General features: G+C 54.7%; 6 protein-coding genes. All 6 read left to right on the top strand.

The features are described from left to right. Positions 1-144: 144 nt before the first annotated feature. Complete coding sequence (locus tag GS12_RS21510) at positions 145-1,422, top strand: HlyD family secretion protein (RefSeq protein ID WP_034950739.1); 1,278 nt, start codon at positions 145-147, stop codon at positions 1,420-1,422. Further along, positions 1,412-3,520 carry a peptidase domain-containing ABC transporter gene (locus tag GS12_RS21505; protein WP_052118560.1) on the top strand — a complete coding sequence of 703 codons (2,109 nt, stop codon included), beginning with the start codon at positions 1,412-1,414 and terminating at the stop codon, positions 3,518-3,520. The genes GS12_RS21510 and GS12_RS21505 overlap by 11 nt, the downstream gene beginning before the upstream one ends. Before the next feature lie 34 nt (positions 3,521-3,554). Then, positions 3,555-4,211 (top strand): ATP-dependent Clp protease proteolytic subunit, encoded by a 657-nt coding sequence (locus GS12_RS23115; protein WP_052118559.1) that lies wholly within the window; start codon positions 3,555-3,557, stop codon positions 4,209-4,211. A 361-nt stretch (positions 4,212-4,572) separates the two neighbouring features. After that, complete coding sequence (gene cysG, locus GS12_RS21495; protein WP_034950733.1) at positions 4,573-5,979, top strand: siroheme synthase CysG; 1,407 nt, start codon at positions 4,573-4,575, stop codon at positions 5,977-5,979. Between the two features lie 9 nt (positions 5,980-5,988). After that, complete coding sequence (gene cysD, locus GS12_RS21490) at positions 5,989-6,897, top strand: sulfate adenylyltransferase subunit CysD (protein ID WP_034950730.1); 909 nt, start codon at positions 5,989-5,991, stop codon at positions 6,895-6,897. A gap of 9 nt (positions 6,898-6,906) precedes the next feature. Beyond that, positions 6,907-7,352, top strand: a 446-nt coding sequence (locus GS12_RS21485; protein ID WP_034950728.1) for a GTP-binding protein, incomplete at its 3' end; no start/stop codon positions are given.

Below are 7,352 nucleotides of genomic sequence, written 5' to 3'. Positions count from 1 at the left end.
GGAGGTTCGCTGGGTGGCGACGCCAGTTCGAATAGCGTTAACGGTCAGTGTCATTGGTAATTTACTTAAACCGGGTAGGGCCAAAAGACTTGCCCGGTTTTTTGCATTACACATTTAATTTTCAGGCGCCAAACAGCACTCATGATTTACAGACAGGAAGCGGTCGAGGCCCGAAATAAACAGTGGTCTGGTAAAGCGTTGCTTTTATCCGGCATAAGTAGCCGCATGGTGATGCTGTTCACCGTTATTTTCTTTTTCTGTTTCCTTTCTCTGATTATTCTCGGTAGCTATACCCGGCGTATTAACGTTTCAGGCGAAATTATTTCCTCTCCGCGCGCTATTACCGTGTTCTCAGCCCAGCAGGGCTTCGTGGTAAGCCAACTGGTTCGCCCCGGCGAAAAGGTCAAAAAAGGGCAGGCGATCTATCAGATTGACGTCAGCCGCACCACAACTTCCGGCGTGGTCAGTAAAAACAGGCGGCGGAATATTGAAAACCAAATTGCCGTGCTGAATAACATTGCCGACAAAATTCGTCAAAACAAAAAAACGATTCTGGAAACGCTCAACAGGGAAAGAGCCAGCTACGAAGCCGCGCTTCAGCATTCGTCGGAAATACTTAATACGGCGCAAAAGGGATTGAGCATGATGAAACAGAATATGGATAATTACCGCAGTTATCAGCGCCGCGGGCTGATTAACAAAGATCAGTTAATCAGCCAGACCGCGCTTTACTATCAGCAGCATAACGACCTGTTGGGATTGCGCAGTCAAAATGAGCAAAATGCGCTGCAAATCCTTGTACTGCAAAGCAACCTGCAAACTCAGTCGGTGGATTTTGATAATCAGCTCAATCAACTGGAAATGCAAAAAAACGCCTTAACAGGAGAATTAACCGATGCTGATGCCAGCAGCGATTTAATTGTCACCTCACCGGTTGATGGCTGGGTAGATACGCTCAGCGTATCGCCTGGTCAGATGGTCACCACCGGAGACAGCCTGCTCCAGATCATTCCCGGCGAAACGCGGCAGTATGAACTGGTGCTGTGGATACCTGATTCTGCGGTGCCTTATCTCTCTCCCGGCGAGGCCATCAATATCCGCTACGACGCTTTCCCCGCTGAAAAATTTGGTCAGTTCCCCGGCAAAATTTTATCCATTGCCCGCACACCTGCCTCGCAGCAGGAGATGGCGACTTACCCGGGCGCGCCGTTCAGAGCGGCGGAGAAACCCCAAACCTGGTACAAGCTGGTGGTGACGCCTGATGCGACCCACTTTTATTACAAAGGCCGTTGGATGGGATCGGAAAATGGTATGAAGGCGACCAGCACGCTGTTTCTTGAAGAGCGCAAACTTTATCAATGGATCCTCTCACCGCTCTACGATATCCGCAACAGCATCAGGGGCGTGGCGAGTGATAAATGATACTTTTGCATGGCTTCAAGCGCATATAACCTTTTCCCGTCCTCATCGGGTGCCGGTACAGCTTCAGACCGAAGCGGCTGAATGCGGTCTGGCCTGTGTGGCGATGGTGGCGGCGAGATACGGTAAACATATCGATCTGTTAACGCTGCGACAGAAAGCGGGCCTCTCATCTCGCGGTACGACGCTGGGCGCATTGATCACGCTTACCGAATCACTGGGCCTGGCTAACCGTGCGCTGTCGCTGGAGATGAAAGATCTTAACGACGTCAGAATACCCTGCATTCTGCACTGGAACTTCAACCATTTTGTGGTGCTGGTTAGCGCTGATAACGATCGTTATGTTATCCACGATCCCGCCGCCGGAAGACGGGTGATAAATTCACAGGTCATGAGTGAAAATTTTACCGGCGTGGCGCTTGAGCTATGGCCCACCGCTGGATTCGTTGCTGAAAAACGTCAATCCCGACTTAAATTATCCACGTTATTGCACAGTATCACCGGTTTAAAAAACGCGCTGCTGAAAATATTCTGCGTCTCGCTGATCATTGAATTCGTCAGCCTGCTGATGCCTGTGGGTACGCAGATGGTGATGGATAATGCCGTTCCGGCTGCGGATAAAAGTCTGCTGACGCTGATCTGCCTCAGCCTGATGATTTTGATTTTGCTGCAGGCCGGCGTCAGCGTTTTTCGCTCCTGGACCGCGATGGTGATGAGCACCTATATCGATATTCAGTGGAAAGAGGGCCTTTTCCGGCACATGCTGCGCCTGCCACTGCCATGGTTTGAAAAACGCAGAATGGGAGATATACAGTCACGTTTTGTCTCGCTGGATACCTTGCGAACCACCTTTACACAGAGTATTACCGGCGCGCTGGTAGATACCATCATCGCCGTCGGCGCCTTAATTTTACTGATCCTCTATGGTGGAGCGCTAACCTGGGTGGTGCTGGGATTTACGCTGCTGTTTGTGCTGCTGCGCGTGGCAACATATGGCCGTTATCGCCAGGCATCTGAAGAGCTGCTGATCAAAAACTCGCGCGTTGCGTCCTCATTTACTGAAACGCTCTACGCGGTGGCGACGATCAGGGCGCAGGGGCTGGCCGAGCAGCGTCGGCAAAACTGGCTGAGCATGGTCGCCGAAGCGACAAACGCCACGGTCAGTCTTACGCGTTTCGATATGTTGTTTCGCATTGTCAGCACCTTTATTGGCGCCTGTGACAGCGTCATTATCCTGTGGCTGGGCATTGCGGCGGTGATCGACCATACGCTGACGCTGGGCGCGTTTGTTGCGTTTAGTTCATTTCGCGCCATGTTTTCCGATAGGGTACTTTCATTGACCGGTCTGCTTCTGCAGATGAGGATGCTGTCATTGCATAATGAGCGCATCGCCGATATTGCGCTGACCACGCCGGAAGAGGAGAAGCCCGCTAAGTCGCTCTTTGAACCCGGTAAAGCGCTGGCGTTAGAGGTGAACACCATCGGCTTTTGCTACGACAATCACGCGCCGGCCATATTCAGCAAGTTGACGCTTCGTATTGAGGCCGGTGAAAGCGTCGCCATCGCTGGCCCTTCTGGCAGCGGAAAAACCACGTTAATGAAAGTGCTTTGCGGGCTTGCCGCCCCTGAAGAAGGGCAGATTCTGGTTGACGGACGCGATATACAGGCGATTGGCGTTAATAACTATCGCGCTGCTGTCGCCTGCATTTTGCAGGAAGATCGACTGCTGGCCGGTTCGCTCCGTGACAACATTACCGGTTTTAACCGCGAGGTTGACGAAGCGCGGATGGAGGCGTGTGCAAAACTCAGCCATATTCATGATGATATTATGGCGCTGCCAATGGGTTACGAAACGTTGACCGGGGAGCTGGGCGAAGGGTTATCGGGCGGTCAGCGGCAACGCATCTTTATCGCACGCGCGCTCTATCGTCGGCCGGGCATTCTCTTTATGGACGAGGCGACCAGCCATCTGGATGAAGACAACGAGGCGCTAATTAACGCCGCTATCCGTCAGCTGAATATCACCCGCGTGATCATTGCGCACCGTCCCTCAACTATCGCTTCTGCGGACCGCATTATTACGCTGAATAAACAGCCTTAACGCAGAGAGGCTTTCATCTAAAAAGGAAAGGTTAGTGAAAAAACTGATTATCGCCGTGCTGTTACTGCTCCCCGGTTGGGTGATGGCTAAAACCTCCGTCGTTGCCGACAACACGCTGTTTGCGGATGTAAAAACGGTAAAAATTACCTTTTCCGGGCTTATCACGCCGAATAAATCGGTGGCCTTGCAGTCGATTCTGGATGAAATCAGCCAGCGCTATGTTCATGCGGAAAATATCTATCTATATCTCAACAGCGAAGGCGGCAACATGGATGGCGCGCTGGCGATGTTCTACGCCATTCGGAGTACCAAACTGAAGATAGTTACGGTAAATCAGGCGGTTATCGCCTCTGCTGCGACTATACCTTATTGCGCTGGCCGCGAACGAGGAGTGATGAGAGAGGCCGGTTTTGTTATTCATCCGGCGCAGATGGAGCGGTTAGAAGAGACCAACGTCACCCCATCCAGGCTCAAAACTTCTCAGGACTATCTCAACGTTTACAACCGCATGTTCAGAAACATTTACCGTACCTGCACCGATCTTAACGATGAGGCACTTAAAAAACCGTTGGAAAGCGATGACACGCGCCTCTATTTGTCATCGGGCGACGCGTTACAGCACAAGCTTGCCACCCGGGTAGAAGAGACGATGGTCAGCGCGCCGGTTTCCTATTTTATTGCCGACGATTAACCCTGTACTGCTGCATTAACCGCGCATGCCGCGCCACCGGTTGCAACCCTGGCGCGGTAGCGGCAGTACAAAAGGTTATCTTATTTATTGCCGACGATTTACCCGGCAATGCAGAATACGGCGCCGAAAACGATCGGCAGGCCGCGCCGGGATGAAAAACTTTTCTCATTGACCCTGACCTCTACTATTTCAGCGCCGTCGCCTTAAAATCCCGAAATATCATCCGTTAAGCACATTTTGTTGTTAGCTTTGCCGGTGCGTTATTCCATTACGTAACTACTCATTCCAATTAGTAATTTCATAAGGTCCAGGGCGCAGTCGTATAGTCGCGTTAACTATTTGTTATTACGACAAGGCTGACGTGGACTATCTCCCAATCTTTGCTGATATCCGAAACAAACCGGTGCTGGTGGTTGGCGGCGGTGATATTGCCGCGCGCAAAATCACCCTGCTACGCCGCGCTGGCGCACGGGTGCAGATTGCAGCGCGGGCGCTGTGCGAGGAGCTGTTGGCCCTGGAGCAAACCGGTGAAGTCGAGTGGATTGCCACCGGGTATAAAAGTGAACAGCTCCACAGCGTGCTGCTGGTGATTGCCGCCACCGACGACGGCGAGCTGAACGCCCGCGTTTTCCACGATGCGCAGGATCGTCACCTGCTGGCCAACGTGGTTGACGATCAGCCCAGGTGCTCCTTTATTTTTCCTTCTATCGTCGATCGTTCGCCGCTGGTGGTGGCGATCTCTTCCAGCGGGACGGCGCCGGTGCTGGCGCGGTTGCTGCGTGAAAAACTGGAAGCGCTGCTGCCCGCCAGTCTGGGGCAGATGGCCGGGATTGCCGGGGCATGGCGTGACAAAGTGAAGCTGCGCTATCGCAAAATGTCAGATCGCCGCCGCTTCTGGGAAACCGCCTTCAGCGGCCTGTTCGCCAGCCAGGTGGCTTCCGGCGATCTGGAGGGGGCGAAACAGACGCTCGACAGGCAGTTAAACGATACGGAAGAAAATCAGGGTGAAATCATTCTGGTGGGCGCCGGTCCGGGCGATCCGGGCCTGCTGACGCTTCGCGGCCTTCAGGTGATGCAGCAGGCGGACGTGGTGCTTTACGACCATCTGGTCAGTGACGAGGTGCTGGATTTGGTACGTCGCGACGCCGACCGTATCTGCGTGGGCAAACGCGCCAGCGCGCACAGCGTTCCGCAGGAAGAGACCAATCGCCTGTTGGTTGAACTGGCGAAAAAGGGCAAGCGGGTGGTGCGTCTGAAGGGCGGCGATCCCTTTATTTTTGGTCGCGGCGGCGAAGAGCTTCAGGCCGCTGTAGAGGCGGGCATTCCTTTTCAGGTGGTGCCCGGCATCACGGCGGCGGCGGGCGCTACCGCCTACGCCGGCATTCCGCTGACGCATCGCGATCATGCGCAAAGCGCACTGTTTATTACCGGTCACTGTCGTGCCGATGGCGACGGGATGGACTGGCCGTCGCTGGCCCGCGCGCGGCAGACGCTGGTGGTCTATATGGGCACGGTGAAAGCGGCGGAGATTGCCGCACAGCTTATCCGTCATGGCCGCGACGCGGCGACGCCGGTGGCGGTGATTGGGTGCGGAACACGCCCGGACCAGCAGGTGCTGACCGGCACGCTGGCAAAACTCGAAGAACTCGCGCAGCGCGCGCCAACGCCCGCGCTTCTGGTGATTGGCGAAGTGGTCAATCTGCATCAGCAACTGGCGTGGTTTCAACATGCTGCACGGCGGCACTCCGCCGTGGTGAATTTGGCTTGAGGAAAGATAATGGATCAACAACGACTCACCCACCTGCGTCAACTGGAAGCGGAAAGTATCCATATCATCCGCGAAGTGGCGGCGGAATTCGGCAATCCGGTAATGATGTACTCTATCGGTAAAGACTCCTCCGTGATGCTGCATCTGGCGCGCAAAGCCTTCTATCCGGGCACGCTGCCGTTTCCGCTCTTGCACGTTGATACCGGCTGGAAATTTCGCGAAATGTACGACTTCCGCGATCGCACGGTAAAAGCAATCGGCGCCGAGCTGCTGGTGCACCGTAACCCGGAAGGCGTGGCGATGGGCATCAACCCGTTTGTACACGGCAGCGCCAAACACACCGATATCATGAAAACCGAAGGCCTGAAGCAGGCGCTGAACAAATACGGCTTTGATGCCGCGTTCGGCGGCGCGCGCCGGGACGAAGAAAAGTCCCGCGCCAAGGAACGTATTTACTCGTTCCGCGATCGCTTCCACCGCTGGGACCCAAAAAACCAGCGCCCGGAGCTGTGGCACAACTACAACGGCCAGATCAACAAAGGCGAAAGCATTCGCGTCTTTCCGCTCTCCAACTGGACAGAGTTGGATATCTGGCAATACATTTTCCTGGAAAACATTGAGATCGTGCCGCTCTATCTGGCCGCTGAACGGCCGGTGCTGGAGCGCGACGGCATGCTGATGATGATTGATGACGATCGTATCAATCTCCAGCCCGGCGAGGTGATTGAGCAGCGTAAGGTGCGGTTCCGCACGCTGGGCTGCTGGCCGCTGACCGGCGCGGTGGATTCGGAAGCGCAGACGCTGCCGGAAATCATCGAAGAGATGCTGGTATCGACCACCAGCGAGCGTCAGGGTCGGGTTATCGACCGCGATCAGTCAGGCTCGATGGAGCTGAAGAAACGCCAGGGTTATTTCTGAGGAGCCGTTATGAATAACGCAATTGCACAACAAATTGCCGACCAGGGCGGCGTGGAAGCCTGGCTGCATGCCCAACAGCACAAAAGCCTGCTGCGCTTTCTTACCTGCGGCAGCGTCGATGACGGGAAAAGTACGCTGATTGGCCGTTTGCTGCACGATACCCGTCAGATCTATGAAGATCAGCTCTCCTCGCTGCATAACGACAGTAAACGTCACGGCACGCAGGGCGACAAGCTGGATCTGGCGCTACTTGTGGATGGTCTCCAGGCGGAGCGCGAGCAGGGCATCACCATTGACGTGGCCTACCGCTACTTCTCCACCGAAAAACGTAAATTTATTATTGCCGATACGCCAGGGCATGAGCAGTACACCCGCAACATGGCGACCGGCGCCTCGACCTGCGATCTGGCGATCCTGCTGATTGACGCGCGTAAAGGCGTGCTCGATCAGACCCG

This window comes from Erwinia oleae, from assembly GCF_000770305.1.
Taxonomy (GTDB): Bacteria; Pseudomonadota; Gammaproteobacteria; order Enterobacterales; family Enterobacteriaceae; genus Erwinia; species Erwinia oleae.
Note: the sequence above shows the minus strand (reverse complement) of the source record. Positions and strands in the feature narration are given on the sequence as shown.

Bases quoted from the DNA above. Each gene is read 5' to 3' on its own strand.
- cysD (WP_034950730.1), top strand. From the start codon at position 5,989: ATGGATCAACAACGACTCACCCACCTGCGTCAACTGGAAGCGGAAAGT.